The sequence below is a fragment of the Pseudomonas paraglycinae genome, assembly GCF_021601625.1.
GTDB lineage: Bacteria > Pseudomonadota > Gammaproteobacteria > Pseudomonadales > Pseudomonadaceae > Aquipseudomonas > Aquipseudomonas paraglycinae.
In genome coordinates this window covers 242,999-259,775 of sequence record NZ_BQHR01000011.1, presented here as the reverse complement: position 1 = coordinate 259,775, position 16,777 = coordinate 242,999, and the positions used below count along the sequence as shown (strand labels likewise).

15 protein-coding genes are annotated in these 16,777 nt (G+C 56.1%); 13 read left to right on the top strand and 2 right to left on the bottom strand.

Features of this window, described 5'->3' with window-relative positions:
* The first annotated feature begins 654 nt into the window (after positions 1-654).
* The 6 genes from L6D82_RS18435 (at position 655) to L6D82_RS18410 (ending at position 7,128) form a co-directional block, all read left to right on the top strand.
* On the top strand, positions 655-1,752 hold the full coding sequence (locus tag L6D82_RS18435; RefSeq protein ID WP_236190841.1) for a DUF4238 domain-containing protein: 1,098 nt from the start codon (positions 655-657) through the stop codon (positions 1,750-1,752).
* Between the two features lie 234 nt (positions 1,753-1,986).
* Entirely contained in the window at positions 1,987-3,213 is a 1,227-nt protein-coding gene (locus tag L6D82_RS18430; RefSeq protein WP_236190839.1) for a hypothetical protein, read from the top strand.
* Positions 3,214-4,611, top strand: coding sequence for a hypothetical protein (locus L6D82_RS18425; RefSeq protein WP_236190837.1), 1,398 nt, complete (start codon positions 3,214-3,216; stop codon positions 4,609-4,611).
* Positions 4,563-5,735, top strand: coding sequence for a hypothetical protein (locus tag L6D82_RS18420; RefSeq protein ID WP_236190835.1), 1,173 nt, complete (start codon positions 4,563-4,565; stop codon positions 5,733-5,735). Before L6D82_RS18425 ends, L6D82_RS18420 begins: the two co-directional genes overlap by 49 nt.
* A 331-nt stretch (positions 5,736-6,066) precedes the next feature.
* Positions 6,067-6,750 (top strand): DUF4145 domain-containing protein, encoded by a 684-nt coding sequence (locus L6D82_RS18415; RefSeq protein ID WP_236190833.1) that lies wholly within the window; start codon positions 6,067-6,069, stop codon positions 6,748-6,750.
* Positions 6,751-6,840: 90 nt separating this feature from the next.
* Complete coding sequence (locus L6D82_RS18410) at positions 6,841-7,128, top strand: hypothetical protein (protein ID WP_236190831.1); 288 nt, start codon at positions 6,841-6,843, stop codon at positions 7,126-7,128.
* Between the two features lie 86 nt (positions 7,129-7,214).
* Here the strand turns inward: L6D82_RS18410 and L6D82_RS18405 are convergent, their stop codons facing one another.
* Both L6D82_RS18405 and gspI read right to left on the bottom strand, forming a co-directional pair.
* Positions 7,215-7,577, bottom strand: a complete 363-nt coding sequence (locus L6D82_RS18405; protein WP_096820019.1) for a DUF6124 family protein — start codon at positions 7,575-7,577, stop codon at positions 7,215-7,217.
* A gap of 579 nt (positions 7,578-8,156) precedes the next feature.
* A complete protein-coding gene (gspI, locus tag L6D82_RS18400) occupies positions 8,157-8,537 on the bottom strand; it encodes a type II secretion system minor pseudopilin GspI (RefSeq protein ID WP_236190829.1) in 381 nt (126 codons plus the stop codon).
* 146 nt (positions 8,538-8,683) lie between these two features.
* Here gspI and gspG point away from each other — a divergent pair, with 146 nt between their 5' ends.
* The 7 genes from gspG to gspF are packed head-to-tail and all read left to right on the top strand — an operon-like array spanning position 8,684 to position 16,746.
* Complete coding sequence (gspG, locus tag L6D82_RS18395) at positions 8,684-9,142, top strand: type II secretion system major pseudopilin GspG (protein WP_007959380.1); 459 nt, start codon at positions 8,684-8,686, stop codon at positions 9,140-9,142.
* Between the two features lie 8 nt (positions 9,143-9,150).
* Positions 9,151-10,104 carry a type II secretion system minor pseudopilin GspK gene (gene gspK, locus L6D82_RS18390; RefSeq protein WP_236190827.1) on the top strand — a complete coding sequence of 318 codons (954 nt, stop codon included), beginning with the start codon at positions 9,151-9,153 and terminating at the stop codon, positions 10,102-10,104.
* Positions 10,101-11,246 carry a type II secretion system protein GspL gene (gene gspL, locus L6D82_RS18385; RefSeq protein WP_236190826.1) on the top strand — a complete coding sequence of 382 codons (1,146 nt, stop codon included), beginning with the start codon at positions 10,101-10,103 and terminating at the stop codon, positions 11,244-11,246. The genes gspK and gspL overlap by 4 nt, the downstream gene beginning before the upstream one ends.
* Complete coding sequence (gene gspM, locus L6D82_RS18380; protein ID WP_236190824.1) at positions 11,239-11,784, top strand: type II secretion system protein GspM; 546 nt, start codon at positions 11,239-11,241, stop codon at positions 11,782-11,784. The genes gspL and gspM overlap by 8 nt, the downstream gene beginning before the upstream one ends.
* Complete coding sequence (gene gspD / locus L6D82_RS18375) at positions 11,781-14,132, top strand: type II secretion system secretin GspD (protein WP_236190822.1); 2,352 nt, start codon at positions 11,781-11,783, stop codon at positions 14,130-14,132. The genes gspM and gspD overlap by 4 nt, the downstream gene beginning before the upstream one ends.
* Positions 14,129-15,535 carry a type II secretion system ATPase GspE gene (gspE, locus tag L6D82_RS18370; RefSeq protein ID WP_085646839.1) on the top strand — a complete coding sequence of 469 codons (1,407 nt, stop codon included), beginning with the start codon at positions 14,129-14,131 and terminating at the stop codon, positions 15,533-15,535. The genes gspD and gspE overlap by 4 nt, the downstream gene beginning before the upstream one ends.
* Entirely contained in the window at positions 15,535-16,746 is a 1,212-nt protein-coding gene (gene gspF / locus L6D82_RS18365) for a type II secretion system inner membrane protein GspF (RefSeq protein ID WP_236190812.1), read from the top strand. Before gspE ends, gspF begins: the two co-directional genes overlap by 1 nt.
* Positions 16,747-16,777 lie beyond the last annotated feature (31 nt).

Here is a 16,777-nt window from a genome sequence, read left to right as displayed (position 1 = left end):
AGAGGTTGGGGGAGGGGGTGGAGATGCCTAGGTTGGTTAGGCCGTGATTTGTGGGAAGAGGTAGTGGACCTGTCCCGTGACAACGGCCGCCAAGAAGCTGGCTATTTAGCCGCCTGTCGTAATCGGCTGAAATCGATCCAAAGCGGGGACTTTCAGCAATTCACCATCACATGCCTTGTTGTCGCGCGTGTTCTTCGGCAAACCGGCGATCACATCTGCCCTGATTCACGCCACTTTAGCCTCTGTTAGAAACGACCGCCCTTCGGATGGGAAATAGTCGTTGCCAATCTGAGTTGGGTAGCTTGTCGGTCGCTGGCAGATTGCGAATTTCTATTGGGTACCCATCCGTTTAAGGACGGTAGCTAAGCTACAAAGGGTGGAAAACCTTACGCCACCCCATGCCCATCAATACCCGCTTATCTTTTGGTGCCAGAATCCAGACAGGTGCTCAAGCCTGATATCTTGTGCCTTGAGCGTCTTTTTTGTTTCTACTCCATCAAATTGGGATCAAGTAATGATAACGTTCATACGCCACCATCTCGCGCCGTCGACGCAGAGACTTGAGCCGTGTAATCAGCAGTAAGAAGGTTGCAGGTGGCATGCTGCAGGAAATGATTGAAAAGGGACTGAGACCTGCTCAAGCATGGAGTAAATATGGCATCGAATAAAAATCAGCATTTTGTTCCGCGTTGTTATCTAAAGTCGTTCACGATCAAAGGGGAAGGTGCTGCTATCAATGTTTACAATCTTGATAGGCAGAAGCTCATAACTAATGCTCCGGTAAAAAATCAGTGCTCTCGAGACTATTTTTATGGGAAAGACGATAAGCTTGAGAAAGCTATCCAAGCGCTGGAACAGGGGTATGGCTCAGTTATAAAAGAGATTATTCAGCCCGGTCGTAAGTTTCAGCCGCATCATCAGCATGTTCTTCAGCTTTTTTGGCTATTTCAGTATCTACGCACTGAAGGAGCATGTATGCGGTCGGCAGAAATGTTTGCCGATATGATCGAGCCTGTTGGTCTCGATAGCGGCTTTTCCATGGGTATTAAAGAGGCTGTACAAACGGCAATGGGCACCTTTGCCGATAACATGGAAGTTGTGTCAGACCTCAAGATCTGTCTACTTAAGAATACTACCAACGTTCCGTTCCTTGCCTCTGACGATCCCGCAGTCTTAACGAACCGATGGCAGTTGGAGGACAAGCGAACTCGTGGTGGCTCGCTCGGTCTCAGGGATGCCGGAGCAATACTGTTACTACCGTTATCTCCAACGATATTTTGTTTAGGCTATGATCCAGATGTCTATCGGGTTCCAAGTGACAACAATTGGTTAACAATTCGTAAAGCCACCGACGTCGAAGCCCTCAATGAGTTTCAAGTCTTAAATTGTCGAGCAAATCTTTTTGTTGGCAATCTAGATTATGCTGATGAACTGCACCGCTTTGTTAAAAATTTCATTTATCACAGGAAAGCAGTAAGGCATGTCGTCAACTTTGCAATTTTTGAAGGTGAAGAGACGGAGGAGCACAAAAAATATCGAGTAGTATCCAAGTCAGATTTTAAAGGCGCCCATGATGGCATCATGCATGCTCAAACGATATCTCAAATCCCGTCGCAATGGCCTAGCTTTCTGCTCCGCCGGAATAAAAGCTGCGCTTACTACAATGGCACTGGAATAGGATACATTCGACAGATGCATGCAGCGTTGATGGAGGTCGCACAACCTTTTTTTAGAGTTTCTCCGTATGGGTAAAAATTGAAAATGCAATAACTGGTATGTGCTGATAAAGGCACTCTGCGCAGTGGGAAGGAGGTAAGCAAAGAAAGGAGACGGATCTATTGTATTAAAAAGTAGATCCTTCCACTTTTCTTAATATTTGATTTTTTGTAGCTCTGGCAGGTTGGTAGATTTTCGAAGGTTGGAGTGAGGGTAAGTTAACTTAATGGTGGGTTGGTTATATGGTGAATAAGCTAAAGGGACGTTGTGATGAAGCCTTTTAAAGTCGAATCTAGTGATATTGTCAAGTTAAGCGATGTCCAATTAACGCAGTTGCTCAAAGAGCTCCTGCATGCCGAAGCTTTTCGTTTTGGTATTGCGCAGCGTGCTGTAGAAGTAGCCCTTAATATAATAACGGGGGATGGTGGTGAAGATGGCAGGATATCTTGGAAGGGAGGGCCAGATTCCACAGACTATATTCCCAATCGATTAAGCTTGTTTCAGAATAAAGCTACCGATATGGGGCCGGCAGCGTATGCGAAAGAAGTGATCACTGCCAAAGGTTTGGTCAAGCCGATAGTGGATCAAGTTCTTACTGCTGGAGGGAGTTATATAGTTTTTACCACGCAGGAACTTAACTCAAAACAAAAGCAGGCGCGGATTAAAAAAGTTAGAGAGTCCCTTGCTGGTGCTGGTAAAGGGTATGCAGATAAGTGTGATTTGCAGATATATGATGCTAGTCAAATCGCAGGCTGGGTTAATCTTTATGTTTCAGCTGTTGTGGCTGTGCAGAATTGGAGTGGTCGGCCGGTTGAGCGGGGGTTGAAAACCTACGAACTTTGGAGTGAGCATGAAGATCTTTCTCGCTTACCTTTTGCCTCTGTTGCTAGTCGTAGCGAGATAGTTGAGACGCTGAAGGCCGGTTTGTCTGCTCCGAAAGCTTGCTTTCGTATGATGGGTTTGTCTGGTTTAGGTAAAACAAGAACAGCGTTTCAGGTCTTTAGTGAAAATGAAGAGCTCAGAAGCCTAGTTGTTTACGTCGACGCAAATCATGCGTCTAATATCGACTCGCTTATAGCTGACTGGGTTACGTTAGGGTATGAGGCTATTGTCGTTGTTGACAATTGTGAGTATCGGCTACATGAGCGGATAGTTAGGGAGGTTCGTCGTGACGGCAGTCAAATAAGATTGCTGACTCTGGACTATAATTTCGATTCAATTGCGGCTCCAACTGTTTGTTTTAGGTTGGAGCAAATGACTAATGATGAGCTTTTTCAACTGCTAAGTCCCGTATATAAAGATGTTTTGTCAGATCTAAAGCGGATTGTGGATTTTGCGCAAGGCTTTCCTCAAATGGCGGTGCTATTGGCGGAGGCGAGACTAAATGAAGATCCAAGAATTGGAAGTCTGACGGAAGACGAACTCGCAAGCAAGCTTCTGTGGAAGCGTAACGAGGCCGAAAATCCAGAATGTTTAAGGATTTTGCAGGCATGTTAATTGTTTGATGTTTTTGGTGTTGAGAAAGAAGTTGAATGTCAGCTGGAGTATATTGCTAATACGGTCGGAGTACACCTTGATGAAGTGTATGGCTGCATTCAAGAGTATTCAAGTCGAGGATTAATTGATCGTCGTGGGCGATTTGGTCAAGTGGTCCCTAAGCCATTGGCAATACGATTGGCGGGGCAGTGGTGGACGAAGTCACGAGAAGAAAAACAACGAGGCCTAATTGACTCTATTCCAGAGGGCATGATCGAGGGTTTTTGTAACCAAATTGAAAAGATGGATTTTCATAGCGATGTAAAGTTGCTCACGGAGAAACTTTGTGGGCCCCAAGCCCCTTTTGGCCAAGCGGAGGTGATCCTATCGGAACGGGGTTCTAGATTCTTCCGCGCTTTTGTAAACGTGAACCCCGATGCTACATCTGCAGCGCTATATCGAATTTTAACCTCCATAGATCACGATCAGTTGTTATCAATTGAGGGGGAGGTTCGAAGAAATTTAGTTTGGGGATTAGAGAGACTCTGCTTCCATGCCAATTTTTTCATGGAAGCCTCCTGGTGTATGTTGCTCTTGGCTTCGGCAGAAAATGAATCTTGGAGTAATAATGCCACTGGTATGTTTTCGCAGTTGTTTTGTATCAATCTTTCCGGTACTGCTGCTTCGCCAGACACTCGATTCGCTTTGCTTCGTCAGGCTATGGATATGGAGCAAGTTGAAATTGATATGGTTCTGCTTAGTGCGTTAGGACAAGCTATCAGTACTTTTGGAGGTGGTCGTACGGTTGGTGCAGAATATCAAGGTACAAAGGCACCCCTTGAAGAGTGGCGGCCAAAAGTTTGGCAAGAGGTTTTCGACTATTGGCAATCTGCTTTCGACTTGTATTTAGAGATGATGGTGCGAGGGGAGGAACAAAGAGAAAGAGTATTAGGCGATATCGGATATTCAATTCGTGGTTTTGTAGGAATAGGTCGACTTGATATGCTAGATGCCGCCATTCGACGCATTGTAGAATTCAATGGTCGATACTGGCCTGCTGCACTTGATAGCATAAAAAACACTTATGAGTATGATAGCGAAAAACTCGGAAAGACCGCTGTCACTGCGCTTGATTCTTGGATGGAATTACTGAGCCCGAAAGGTGCTGGCTTAGTGGACAAGCTTAGAATAATTGTAATTAACCCACCTCGCGAACACTCTAGACTTGAGGGGGGGAGTACGTTGATGTTGCGGCGGAAAATGCTAGGGGATTTGCAACTGAAGTTGCTGGAGATGTCGCCGACTTGTACCCGTGTATTGACTTGCTACTCCAGGGCGAGCAGCGGCAGTCACAAGCATTTGGGCATCAATTGGCTTTGGAGTTGGCGGATGAAGGCGAGCTTGTCGAACTTGTTTTGAATAGGTTGTCTGAAAGCTCTAAAGCAAACCCTAGCTTTGTCATTGGTCTATATGTTGGGATGTTCGAGAGGTCTCCGGAAGTTTGGCAGAAGTATATTGAGGTTGTTTCGGCGGATGAGCATCTTGTAAGGTTTTATCCTGATCTTGTTCGTACAGGGGCGATTGAGGCTCAGCACTTAAATAAGTTGATTGAGCTTGTGTCGGCTGGATTGATTCCGGCCAATAGTACAAATGTTTTGAGTTATGGTGGTGTTACTAGTGAGCTCGCACCAGAAGTTATTTCAGATTTTTGTGTGAAATTGTCAGTGTTAGGTGATGAGGCTGCTTGGCCGGCATTGAATATAATGTTTATGTATTGCTTTGGTAATATGGATCGACTCGATACAATACGCTCGTCCGTGAAGTCATTGGTGTTGGCGGTCCCGTTGCATAAAAAACACTCGGCCGCATACACGGATCTTCACGCTTGGTGTGCACTTGTCGAGGCTCTATTAAATACACGCGATGAAGAGCTGGTGGTTGATGTTTCTCGTCAGCTAATTGCTTCATGTCGGATAGGGTTCAATCATAATGATTTGTGGAGTTACATAAAGCCGTTGCTTATGAAGTTGGTGAAGCAGTACGGCGGTCTCTTGTGGCCTGTTTTTGGGGAGGCGATATCTAACGCTAAAGGTATGCAGCTTTATTGGTTGCAGAAACTGCTTGATAGAGAAAACAGCGTTTCCAGTCAACTGCCAAGTATTCTTTCTGCCTTTCCATCAGGAAAGGTTATTTCGTGGTGTTATAACTATCCGGAATCTGGTCCTGGCTTTGTCGCAGCCTGTATCAATATATTTGAGGTTCGAGATAGTGTTCAGTTTCCGTCGGAGCTGTTTGTTATGCTGCTTGAGAACTTTGGCGGTGATCAACGTGTCGCGAGCGCTTTAAATGCAAATATGGCGAGTAGGGGGTGGTCGGGATCATTGGTGCCATATTTGGAAGCTGATAAATTAGCGATCACCCCTCTCTTGAAACACAAGAATGGATACGTAAGAAAGTGGGTAAAGGAGCACATTGATTCTATCAATTATCAGATAGCGCGAGAGTCTAGTATGGATGCAGAACGCGATTTAGGAATTTTCTGATCTGGTAGTAGTGAAATTGATCTGCTGACTGGAGATGTAATGCAGCTTTTGCTGAGTTTTCTCTCAATTATTCAAGGTCTAATCTAGAAACAAGGGGGCTGATTTATTTCCATAAAACAAATCAGTCTCCTTTGTCCTTATGTCGCGCAGGCCCTCGGCCGCCTCGCCGGATGTTCCGAAGGGGGCGGTGATGTTGGTTTAGTGGGGGCGCGTTGTCATGCGTCAATACCACGGTCACGATACGGCAGCGGCTTTTAATTGAATTTAAAGAGAGTGGTATGAAACGGCGAGATAAGCATTATTATAGGTGGTCGCGGAATGGAAGATAGTGATGAATAAATTCGTACCTCCAGAATTCAAAAACGCTAGTTTTAACTGCCCTCATTGTCATGCCTTTGCCGGTATGAGTTGGGAAATGCTGACTATTGGTGGGTTCCGTAGCCCCATTGGCTTTATTGCCGCTCAATGTCAAAGCTGCAAAAAAAGAAGCATATGGCGCTCAAAAGCGCTTGAAAAAGTAGGTGATTTATCAAGCCTCCTTGAGGCAGACATGGTTTATCCACGGTTGGTGAGCGCAGCACCTGCCCATCCACAAATGCCAGAGTTGATAAGGGATGACTTTGAGGAAGCTCGCCAAGTTGCGTCGATCTCACCCCGCTCAGCAGCTGCTCTGCTAAGACTTTGTCTAGAAAAGCTCTGTCAGCACCTTACAGGCACAACCAACAAGATTGATACGCAGATTGCTGATCTTGTAGAAAAAGGACTACCTCGTAAGATCCAGCAAGCGCTGGATACCGTCCGGGTTATTGGTAATGAGGCAGTTCATCCTGGAACCCTCGACCTGCGAGATAGCGAGAAATTCGTCTACCCATTATTCCGGTTGATCAATCTCATTATTGAGGACCAGATTGCTAGCCCTAATGCTATCAATGACCTTTTTGACTTGCTCCCCGAGGAAAAGCGCAAAGGAATTGAGCAGAGGGATGCGAGAAGGCAAGGTGCGGATAAGAAATGATTGAAAAAATGGTGATCGATTTGTTTTCCGACCTCTAATCATTCTTCTTTCACACTAGAACCCTCATCCTCCACCACTGGCACCAAAGGAATGAAACAGCTACTAATCGCAGCAATCGTCATCTTAGTGACCTTGCTCTACATCGGCTATTACGAAGCTCTCGAGGACGGAGACATCGAGACCATTGTCTTCATCAAGAAGCACCCGACGTTTCAGATGAAGTTCTACAACATCCACGCGAACGATGGAGAAATCCGGAAGGTAGAGCGTCTGACAGCAGAGGAGCGGGGGTGGATTATTGATTACTGCAGGTATCGCTTGGGAATCGACACAGACTTGAAGACTCAGGATGACGTCGAGATGTGCCGCAAAAAATAGAAATGCTCATTTGGCCGAGGTCGTCAGTTACAACTGACAACCTCGGCCATTTTCTTTCCGGCTATTGAGCGACAGCACTCAACCGCTTACGTCTTCACCTCAACATGATCCAACGCCTGATTTACTGCCAACCCCGCAACCATAACCACCTGCGCAATCCCCAGCGCAGTCTTGCGGTGGGCGGGTTCCAGGATCGCGGCGAAGTTGCTGAGCATTTCGCTGGCGGAATCGAGGGATTCGCTGGCGTTGGCCAGGAGGGATTCGCTGTTGTAGGCGGGGTTGGCCAGGAACATGGGGTCGTGTTTGGTGTGGCTGCCCATGATGCGTTGTTGTGGGGTGAGGTAGTGGTCGAGGGCGCGTTCGGCGGCTTCGTTGAGGGTTCGGGAATCAGGGAATTTGTAGGGGGAAACCGGGTCGGTTTCTGGTGGGTTGGGTGTTGGTTTGATCATAGATGTAACTCCTCATGCTTCAAAAAGGGAGGCCATCCAATTTCGCTACCAAACGAAGGTGGCGGCCATGCTCAGGTTGGTAGACCGGCACATGAGGAACCCGGCGCACCCGAAGGTGCCCTGTGCATGACCACCATAAAGCCGAGACGAAACGACGCCGCGAATGGTGATGCTGTGCAACTCTCATGTGCGGGCTACCAAACCCGATCACTGGTTTTCAGTGACCATGGAACGATAAGACCCGCGCACTAGACGCACAAGCCGGCGGATTCTGGCGTAGTCGTAGGTAATGACGCAAGGTTGTGTAGCCTTGGGGACGTTACGGTTGGTGTCTTTTAAACGGGGTTTTGGGAGGGAGTAAACGGGTGGGTTGAAGAGCGGCCCTCACCCCAGCCCTCTCCCGGAGGGAGAGGGGGCCGACCGAGGTGTCTTGCGCTTTACATCGACCTGAGAGACCGAGTTGATTATGGATTCAACGCGGTATGTGCAGGTTGGTTTAGATCTTTAGGTGGGTGTCGGAAATGTCCCACGCTGATTCATTTGCCATCGAGGGGGCCGACGTTTCGGGACGATTTAGAGCTAGGGGTTTTCGGGGAGGCTGAGCAACGTCTCCAGCCGAGCCAGCGGCGGCGCATCTTGGTTGCGGTCAAACACCTGAACTCCAACCTTGAGCAACCGCCCATTCTCCGCCCCCCCAATCACCTGCTCACACCGCAACAACAACCGCCCCTGAACACACTCCATCGCCTTAACCCCCATCGGCAATCTCCCTTCCAACCGAAGTTCAGCCATCCGACTCTGCGCCGCAATCATCGCAATCGAGCGATCCCGCAAAACCCCGCTGCTCTGCGTCATCAACCCCGCCACACGAACAGCGGCGGACATGGCCACGGCGATGATTGCCAGCGCGACGAGCACTTCGATCAGGGTGAATCCGGCTTGCGGGGAGGGGGTGCGCATCGGGGTCTCGGGCGGTCGGGCAGCCCTTGACGCTAACGCCCGTGCTTGACGGCTTGACGACGAAAACACCCGAGGATTTTCAACATCCCTGACATATCTTCTTGCAACACTGCGCGTCGAATCGAATCAAGCCAGGGAATGACGAGATGGATATCGCGCAGTTCAAACAGCCCAATCGACCGAGCCGGATGCCCCGTGGGCAGCAAGGTTTCACGCTGATCGAGATCATGGTGGTGGTGGTGATTCTCGGGATTCTGGCGGCGATGGTGGTGCCCAAGGTGCTCGACCGGCCGGATCAGGCGCGGGCCACGGCGGCGAAGCAGGACATTGGCGGGTTGATGCAGGCGCTGAAGTTGTATCGCCTCGATCACGGCACTTACCCGAGCCAGAGCCAGGGCCTGAAAGTGCTGGTGGAGCGGCCGGCCGATGCGAAGAACACCAACTGGCGCTCGTACCTGGAGCGCTTGCCGAATGACCCGTGGGGTCGTCCTTATCAGTACCTCAATCCCGGTGCCAACGGCGAGATCGACATCTTTTCCCTCGGCGCCGACGGTCAGCCTGACGGCGACGGCGTGAATGCCGACATCGGTTCCTGGCAGTTGTAAGGCCGGTCATGAACAGCCAATCGAACCAGCAGGGGATGGCGATCATCAGTGCGCTGCTGATTGCGGCGGTGGTCGCGGTGATCGCCGCAGGCATGCTGACTCGCCAGAGCGTTTCGACCCGGGCGCTGGAAGCCGAGCAACTGCGTGTGCAGGGCCGTTGGGTGTTGCACGGCGGGTTGGAGATCAGCCGGCAATTGTTGTGGGACGCCCGCCAGCGCGATCCGCTGACCCGACTCGATCAGCCCTGGGCACAGCAGTTGAACACCCAGGGTTTCGAGGGGCGGCTGGAGGACGAGCAGGGCAAGTTCAACCTGCGCAATCTGGTGGCCAACGAGCGGATCGATGATGCGCAGGTGCAGGCGTTCGAGCGCTTGTGCGAGTTGATCGGTGTCAGCAGCGGCTTGAGCCGGCGCATCAGTCAGCGGGTGATCGGCTCTTATCCGCACCTGTTGAATGCCCAAGTGGTGGACAAGCCTGTGGCGAAAAACACTTTCGACAGTGGGCGCGCCACGTCGCCGTCCGCTTCGCGCAAACCGCAATCGCCGACCTTGCCGATGCTGCGCTCGCTTGAGGATTTGCGCAGTGTCGACGGGGTCAACGATGCGCTGTTGGCGAAACTCGCGCCGTACCTGACGGTGATTCCGGCGACCACCTGGCTCAATGGCAACACCGCCACCGCGCCGGTGCTGGCGGCGTATGTGCCGGGGCTGTCGCTGGAGCGGGCGCAGGCGTTGATCAATGAGCGTGACGCCGGGCGCTGGTTTATCAATCGCGGGGATTTCGTCAATCGCCTGCGACTGCCCCAGTTGGAGATCACCAGCGTCAAAGTCGGCATCACCAGCGACTGGTTCCGGCTGCGCGGGCAGGCGCGGCGGGATCAGCGGCGGGTCAGCCTCGATGCGTTGTTGCATCGCAGTGAGGATCGTTTGCCGCAAGTGATCTGGTCGCGGGTGGGCGTATGAGCCAGTTGCGCGTGAGTTTGCCGCCGCTGGCGGAGCTGGGTCTCGACAGTGAAGTGGATTGTGCGTGGCTGGATCGACAGGGGCAGGTCACTCGCCAGGAACGCATGCGGCTCGGCGCGTTGCCGAAGCAGCCGCTGGTGTGCTTTCTGCACCCGTCGGACAGCCTGTTGGCGAGTATCGATTTGCCGCCGCTGCCCGCGAGCAAAACCGCCGCCGCTGTGCAATGTGCGGCGCAGGCCTTGATGCTCGGCGACAGCGCCGAGATGCACATCGCCCACGGTGCTCGCAATGAAAGCGGCCAGGTGCAGATTGCCTGGGTAGCACGCAAGGAGTTGCAGCACCTCGGGCAATTCGGTTTGAACCTCAAAGGCCTGTACCCGGCGGCCTACAGCTTGCCGGTGATGGCGGGCGGCGTCGGTTGCTTGCACGACGATCATCTGTTGCTGCGCCACGGCCCGAATGCGGCGCAGGTGCAGCCGATGATCGACGAAGCATGGCTGCTGGAAATCGGTCTGCCGGCGCACTGGATCGGTGACGGCGCGCCGGAAGCGGTGCAATCGACATTGCCCGACACACAGCGTAATGCCGGCCCGTTGCCGAACTGGGGCCTGCACGGTGGCCTTCAGCAACCGGGCACCGAACATCGCGGCTGGGGCAGGGCGCTCGGTTGCTGTGCGCTGGCACTGGCGGTGTGGGTGATCGGTTTGAACCTGTACGCCGCCCGCGAGGCCGGGCAGGGCCAGCAGCTCAAGGCGCAGATGGCGCAGCGGGTGAAGCAGGCGTTCCCCGAGTTGCCGGTGATCCTCAATCCGCTGCAACAGGCCCGTCAGCAAATCGCGGCGCGCCAGCAAGGCGCGGTGGATGCGCCGGGGCAGGATTTCACGCGGCTGGTGTCGCAGGCCGGCAGCGGGATGCCGTCCATGGCGGGCACGGTGCAGCGGCTGGAGTTTGTCGACGGCGCGCTGCAACTGAGCCTGCTGCCCGAGGCCCGGCGTTCGGGCAACGACAAGGATTGGCAAGGCACGCTGGCCCAGGCGGGCATCAGCATCAGCCCGAATGACGATGGCTGGGTCCTGCGCCCGGCCGGTGAGGCGACCGCCGCCAGCGACAACGACGACAGCAGCGGAGCCGAAGATGAATAGCCCATCGCTTGCGAAATACCGCGCCGGTTGGCAGCGCTTCAATGCTCAGTTGCAGGCCCGTTGGCAGCCGTTGGCGCTGCGGGAAAAACGCATGGTCGGCGGCATGGCGGCGCTGTTGTTGGGGCTGTTTGTGTGGGTGGCGCTGGTTCAGCCGCCGCTGAAGAAGATCGCCGCCTCGCAAGTCGAAACCCCGAAACTGCGTGCCCAGGCCGAAGCGCTGGAAGTGCTGTTGCGCGAAGTCAGTGTGCGCCCCGACGGGCAGAACCTCGAGCAGTCGCTGCAGCAGACCTTGCAGGCCAGCGGACTGGGCGGCCATTACCAATTGGCGGCCGCGTCCGCCGGCTGGCAGTTGACCTTCGACGCGGCACCGGCCGACGCCGTGCTCGACTGGCTGCTGAGCCAACCGCGGAATTTTTCACTGCAAGTGGTCGAGGCCCGTCTGCAACGTGCAGACGACGCCGCGACCGATGACACCGCCGGCACTCTGTCGGGCACCGTACGCATGGATCAGGCGCTGGGCGCTAAGGAAGCTTCATGAAGGGGTCAGGATCCAAACGCATGGCGTTGCCGATGCTGTTGATGGCATTGAGCGCGTGCAGCAACACCACACCACCGAATCAACCGCCGCTGCTGGTGGACAGCGAACTCGGCAGGCCGCTGGCCAACACCCAGCGCAGTGGCGACGCGGTGCTCGACCGCGAGCGGGCGCAGGCTCAGGTAAAACCGGCGCCGAAGCAATTGCACAACATCACCGCACGCGCCCGCAGTGGCGGTTCGGCGCGGGGCACGACGTTGCCGGCCAATCCGTTGGGCGATCAACCGGTGACGCTGAATTTTGTCGACGCCGATATTCAAGCGGTGGTGCGGGCATTGTCTCGTTCCACCGGCCAGCAGTTTCTGGTGGATCCTCGGGTCAAGGGCAACCTGACGCTGGTCTCCGAAGGCCAGGTGCCGGCGCATCAGGCTTACGACATGTTGCTGGCGGCGCTGCGCATGCAAGGTTTCAGCGTGGTGGATGTCGGCGGCGTGGCGCAGGTGGTGCCGGAGGCCGACGCCAAATTGCTTGGCGGGCCGATCTACAGCGCTGACAAACCGGCCGGCAACGGCATGCTCACCCGCACGTTCCGCCTGCAATACGAGAACGCGGTGAACCTGATCCCGGTGCTGCGCCCGATCGTATCGCCGAACAACCCGATCAACGCCTATCCCGGCAACAACACCATCGTCGTCACCGACTACGCCGAAAACCTCACGCGGGTCGCGCAACTGATTCAAGGCATCGACACCCCGAGCGCCATCGACACCGACGTGGTGCAGATCCAGAACGGCATCGCTGCCGACATCGCGCCGATGGTCGCCGACCTGCTCGACGCACCGGGCAATGATCCAACGCAGAAGATCGCCGTGATCGGCGACCCACGCTCCAACACCATCATCATCCGCGCCGGCAGCCCCGAGCGCACGGAACTGGCGCGCAACCTGATCTACAAACTCGACAACGCCCAGAGCAACCCCAGCAATCTACACGTGGTGTATCTGCGCAACGCCCAGGCCGGCAAACTGGCCCAGGCCCTGCGCGGTTTGTTGACCGGCGAGAGCGACAGCGGCACCAGCGACAATGCGCGTTCGGTGCTCAGCAACATGGGCAGCTCCACCAACTCGGGCGGCGGGCAGAACGGCCAGAGCGGTACGCAAACCAACGGCAGCACGTCGACCACCAACAGCGGCAGCACCGGCGGCAGTTACGCTCAGGGCAGCAGCGGCACCAGTGGCAGCGGCAATGCGCAAAGCAGCGAACAGAACGTTGCCTTCAGCGCCGGCGGCGTGACCATTCAGGCGGACGCGACCACCAACACCTTGCTGATTTCCGCGCCGGAGCCGCTGTATCGCAACCTGCGCGAAGTCATCGACCTGCTCGACCAGCGCCGCGCCCAAGTGGTGATCGAAAGCCTGATCGTCGAAGTCGGCGAAGACGACGCCAGCGAATTCGGCGTGCAATGGCAGACCGGCAACCTCGGTGGCAAAGGCGTGATTGGCGGCGCCAACCTCGGCGGTTCAGGGATCAACGTCAACGGCAAGACCAGCCTCGATGTGCTGCCGCAAGGCCTGAACCTCGGCTACGTCAACGGCACCGTCGACATTCCCGGCATCGGCAAGATCCTCGACCTGAAAGTGCTGGCCCGGGCGTTGAAGAGCAAGGGCGGTACCAACGTGCTATCGACGCCGAACCTGCTGACCCTGGACAACGAAGCGGCGAGCATTTTCGTCGGCCAGACCATCCCGTTTGTCAGCGGCAGTTACGTCACCGGCGGCGGGGGCACCAGCAACAACCCGTTCCAGACCGTGACCCGTGAAGAGGTCGGTTTGAAGCTCAACGTGCGGCCGCAGATTTCCGAGGGCGGCACGGTCAAACTCGACATCTATCAGGAAGTCAGCAGCATCGACGAACGCGCCTCGGCGGCGGCCAATTCAGCGGGGATCGTCACCAGCAAACGCGCACTCGACACCAGCATCCTGCTCGATGACGGGCAGATCATGGTGCTCGGCGGTCTGCTGCAGGACGGCTACAGCCAGAGCAATGACGCGGTGCCATGGCTGTCGAGCATTCCGGGGCTGGGCGCGCTGTTTCGCAACGAACGCCGCTCGATCACCAAGACCAACCTGATGGTGTTCCTGCGCCCGTACATCATCCGCGACAGCGCGGCAGGGCGCAGCATCACGCTGAACCGCTACGACTTCATGCGCCGCGCTCAGGGTGGTCTGCAACCGGAGCGCAGCTGGGCGATGCCGGACATGCAGGCGCCGCAATTGCCGGCCACCGCCCAAGGCGTGCCGGCGCCGGTGTCCGGCCCGCGCGCGACGATCAAAGCGGTGCCGCTGCAATGAGCGCATTGCCTTACGCCTGGGCCAAGGCGCAGCGGATTCTGCTGCGCGACGGCGTGCTAACGGTGTGCCCGTCGACGCCGGGTTGGTCGATCAGCGAGGTGCGTCGGCAGTTCGGCGCGGCCAGGCTTGAGCGGGTACGCGACGACGAACTCGACGGTTTGCTGGCCACTGCCTACGCCGACACCGGCAGTGCGGCGGCGGTGGTCGGCGCGGCGGAAAACGAAGTCGACCTCGACCGCCTGATGCAGGACATGCCGGAAATCACCGACCTGCTCGACACCCAGGACGGCGCGCCGGTGATCCGCATGATCAACGCGTTGCTCACCCAGGCGGCGCGGGACGAGGCCAGCGACATTCATATCGAACCGTTCGAAACCCATTCGGTGGTGCGCTACCGCGTCGACGGCACGCTGCGCGACGTGGTCTCGCCGCGCAAGGCGTTGCACGGTGCGCTGGTGTCGCGGATCAAGATCATGGCGCAGCTCGATATCGCCGAAAAACGCTTGCCGCAGGACGGGCGCATTGCGTTGCGCGTGGCCGGGCGGCCGATTGATATTCGCGTCTCCACTGTGCCCACCGGTCATGGCGAACGGGTGGTGATGCGTCTGTTGGACAAGCAGGCCGGGCGTTTGCATCTGGAAACCCTGGGCATGGATGCGCAGGTGCTGGCCAAGCTCGATCACCTGATCCGCCAGCCCCACGGCATCGTGCTGGTCACCGGCCCGACCGGTAGCGGCAAGACCACCAGCCTCTACGCGGCACTGGCGCGGCTGGATGCGAGCACCAGCAACATCCTCACCGTAGAAGACCCGGTGGAATACGACTTGCCGGGCATCAGCCAGATTCAGGTCAACGCCAAGATCGACATGACGTTTGCCCTGGCATTGCGGGCGATTCTGCGGCAAGACCCGGACATCATCATGATCGGCGAAATCCGTGACCTCGAAACCGCGCAGATCGCGGTGCAGGCTTCGTTGACCGGTCACTTGGTGCTGGCGACGTTGCACACCAACGACGCGGTGTCGGCGGTCAACCGCTTGGTCGACATGGGCGTCGAGCCGTTTCTGCTGGCCTCGTCGATGCTCGGCGTGTTGGCTCAGCGCCTGGTGCGGCGGTTGTGCAACCAGTGCAAACAGGAAGACCCGGCGACGCCCGGCACCTGGCGTCCGGTCGGTTGTGCGGCGTGCAATCACACCGGTTACAGCGGCCGGACCGGCATTCACGAGTTGTTCTGCATCGATGACGACATCCGCACCCTGATCCACCAAGGGGCAGGGGAGCAGGCGTTGCGTGCGGCGGCGAGCAAGGCCGGGATGTTCAGCCTGCGCGAGGACGGCGAGCGCTGGATTCGCAGCGGTGCCACGGCGCCGGAAGAAATCCTTCGTGTGACACGGGACGCCTGATGAATCGCTATCGTTTTGAGGCTGCCGATGCCAGCGGCAAGATCGAATCCGGGCACTTGGAGGCGGACAGTCAGGGCGCCGCGTTTGGCGTGCTGCGCGGTCGTGGCTTGACGGCGTTGTCGGTGGAGAAGGAAAGCAACGTCTCCCAGCATGGCGGCGGTGGATTGTTCAGCGCCAGGCTCTCGGATAACGATCTGGCGTGGGCCACGCGGCAACTGTCGAGTCTGCTCGGCGCCAGCCTGCCGCTGGAAGCTGCGTTGAGCGCCACGGTCGAACAGGCCGAGAAAAAACACATCGCCCACACCCTCAGCGCCGTGCGCGCCGATGTGCGCAGCGGCATGCGCCTGGCCGAAGCGCTGGCGGCGCGGCCACGGGACTTTCCGGAGATTTACCGGGCGCTGATCGCGGCGGGCGAGGAGTCCGGCGATCTGGCGCAGGTGATGGAGCGGCTGGCGGATTACATCGAGGAACGCAACAACCTGCGCGGTAAGATTCTGACCGCGTTCATCTATCCGGGCGTGGTCGGGCTGGTGTCGATCGGCATCGTGATTTTCCTGCTCAGCTACGTGGTGCCGCAGGTGGTCAGTGCGTTTTCCCAGGCGCGGCAGGATCTGCCGGGGCTGACGCTGGCGATGCTCAATGCCAGTGATTTCATCCGCGCCTGGGGCTGGTTGTGCGCCGGGATCATGGCCGGTGCGTTCTGGAGCTGGCGTCTGTATCTGCGCAATCCGGCGGCGCGTTTGAGTTGGCATCACCGGGTGTTGAAGTTACCGCTAATCGGGCGCTTTGTGCTGGGGCTGAACACGGCGCGGTTCGCCTCGACGCTGGCGATTCTCGGCGGTGCGGGGGTGCCGTTGCTGCGAGCGCTGGAAGCGGCGCGGCAGACCTTGTCCAATGATCGTCTGAGCCTGAGCGTCAATGAGGCCACCGCCAAAGTGCGCGAGGGCGTCAACCTGGCGGCTGCGCTGAAAGTGGAGAACGTGTTCCCGCCGGTGCTGATTCACCTGATCGCCAGCGGCGAGAAAACCGGTGCGCTGCCGCCGATGCTCGAACGCGCTGCGCAAACCCTGTCCCGCGATATCGAGCGCCGGGCGATGGGCATGACTGCGTTGCTTGAGCCGCTGATGATCGTGGTGATGGGCGGGGTAGTGCTGGTGATCGTGATGGCGGTGCTGTTGCCGATCATCGAGGTCAACCAGTTGGTGCAGTAGTTTTCTCAACTTTTTTTACCGGCGTCTGATC

What these genes read in the sequence shown, in the direction of transcription:
- gspG (WP_007959380.1), top strand. Translation starts at nt 8,684, where the DNA reads ATGGATATCGCGCAGTTCAAACAGCCCAATCGACCGAGCCGGATGCCC.
- gspE (WP_085646839.1), top strand. Translation starts at nt 14,129, where the DNA reads ATGAGCGCATTGCCTTACGCCTGGGCCAAGGCGCAGCGGATTCTGCTG.
- L6D82_RS18430 (WP_236190839.1), top strand. Translation starts at nt 1,987, where the DNA reads ATGAAGCCTTTTAAAGTCGAATCTAGTGATATTGTCAAGTTAAGCGAT.
- gspK (WP_236190827.1), top strand. Translation starts at nt 9,151, where the DNA reads ATGAACAGCCAATCGAACCAGCAGGGGATGGCGATCATCAGTGCGCTG.
- L6D82_RS18405 (WP_096820019.1), bottom strand. Translation starts at nt 7,577, where the DNA reads ATGATCAAACCAACACCCAACCCACCAGAAACCGACCCGGTTTCCCCC.
- L6D82_RS18435 (WP_236190841.1), top strand. Translation starts at nt 655, where the DNA reads ATGGCATCGAATAAAAATCAGCATTTTGTTCCGCGTTGTTATCTAAAG.
- gspD (WP_236190822.1), top strand. Translation starts at nt 11,781, where the DNA reads ATGAAGGGGTCAGGATCCAAACGCATGGCGTTGCCGATGCTGTTGATG.
- gspL (WP_236190826.1), top strand. Translation starts at nt 10,101, where the DNA reads ATGAGCCAGTTGCGCGTGAGTTTGCCGCCGCTGGCGGAGCTGGGTCTC.
- gspF (WP_236190812.1), top strand. Translation starts at nt 15,535, where the DNA reads ATGAATCGCTATCGTTTTGAGGCTGCCGATGCCAGCGGCAAGATCGAA.
- L6D82_RS18410 (WP_236190831.1), top strand. Translation starts at nt 6,841, where the DNA reads ATGAAACAGCTACTAATCGCAGCAATCGTCATCTTAGTGACCTTGCTC.
- L6D82_RS18415 (WP_236190833.1), top strand. Translation starts at nt 6,067, where the DNA reads ATGAATAAATTCGTACCTCCAGAATTCAAAAACGCTAGTTTTAACTGC.
- gspI (WP_236190829.1), bottom strand. Translation starts at nt 8,537, where the DNA reads ATGCGCACCCCCTCCCCGCAAGCCGGATTCACCCTGATCGAAGTGCTC.
- gspM (WP_236190824.1), top strand. Translation starts at nt 11,239, where the DNA reads ATGAATAGCCCATCGCTTGCGAAATACCGCGCCGGTTGGCAGCGCTTC.